This window comes from Kribbella caucasensis (genome assembly GCF_004361855.1).
GTDB lineage: Bacteria > Actinomycetota > Actinomycetes > Propionibacteriales > Kribbellaceae > Kribbella > Kribbella caucasensis.
Map to the genome: position 1 here is coordinate 1 of NZ_SNWQ01000088.1, position 1,109 is coordinate 1,109.

The following is a 1,109-nucleotide window of genomic DNA, read 5'->3' on the forward strand; positions in this document are numbered from 1 at the left end:
TTCGACACCCGCGCCGGCACCCTGGACGTGGCGATCCCCAAGCTGCGCTCGGGCAGCTACTTCCCGGACTGGCTGCTGGAACGGCGCCGCCGCGCCGAGCGGGCCCTGACCACCGTGGTCGCGACCTGCTACCTGCTCGGCGTGTCGACCCGGCGGATGGAGAAGCTGGTCGAGACCCTCGGCATCACCCGGCTGAGCAAGTCGCAGGTCAGCGTGATGGCCAAGGAGCTCGACGAGGCCGTGGAGCAGTTCCGGACCCGGCCACTGGACGCCGGCCCGTACACGTTCGTGGCCGCGGACGCGCTGGTGCTGAAGGTCCGAGAAGGCGGCCGGGTCGTCAACGTGCACGCCCTGGTCGCGACCGGCGTGAACGGTGACGGGCACCGCGAAATCCTTGGCCTGCAAGTAACTTCAGCAGAAGACGGCGCCGGCTGGCTGGCGTTCCTGCGCGACCTGACCGCGCGTGGCCTGTCCGGTGTCCGCCTCGTCACCAGCGACGCCCACGCCGGCCTCGTCGCCGCGATCGGCGCCACCCTGCCCGGCGCGGGCTGGCAGCGCTGCCGCACCCACTACGCCGCCAACCTCATGTCCGTGACCCCGAAAGCCAGCTGGCCCTGGGTGAAGACGCTGCTGCACTCGGTCTACGACCAACCCGACAAGGACGCGGTGCACGAACAGTTCGACCGGGTCCTGGACGCCCTGGCCGACAAGCTCCCCGCGGTCGTCGACCACCTCGAGACCGCCCGCGCGGACGTGCTCGCGTTCACCGCGTTCCCCAAGGAACTCTGGCGACAGATCTGGTCCAACAACCCGCAAGAACGGCTGAACCGGGAGATCCGCCGCCGCACCGACGTGGTCGGCATCTTCCCCGACCGCAACGCCCTGATCCGCCTCGTCGGCGCCGTCTTGGCCGAGCAGCACGACGACTGGATCGAAGGCCGCCGCTACCTCGGCCTCGACGTCCTCGCCAAGGCCCGCCTCACCGTCGTCACCGACACCGACACCACCACCGAGGAGGTGACACCCAACACCGACCTCAAGGCGCTCAGCGCCTAACCAACCAACGGATCACGCGACACGACCGCTACACCACGCGAATGGACTTGACC

The 1,109-nt window shown here is 69.6% G+C and carries 1 protein-coding gene; it reads left to right on the plus strand.

The window, feature by feature from the left end; all coding sequences use genetic code 11:
• The coding region (locus EV643_RS43940) for an IS256 family transposase (RefSeq protein WP_133806171.1) at nt 1-1,056 on the plus strand (1,056 nt) is incomplete at its 5' end.
• Nucleotides 1,057-1,109 lie beyond the last annotated feature (53 nt).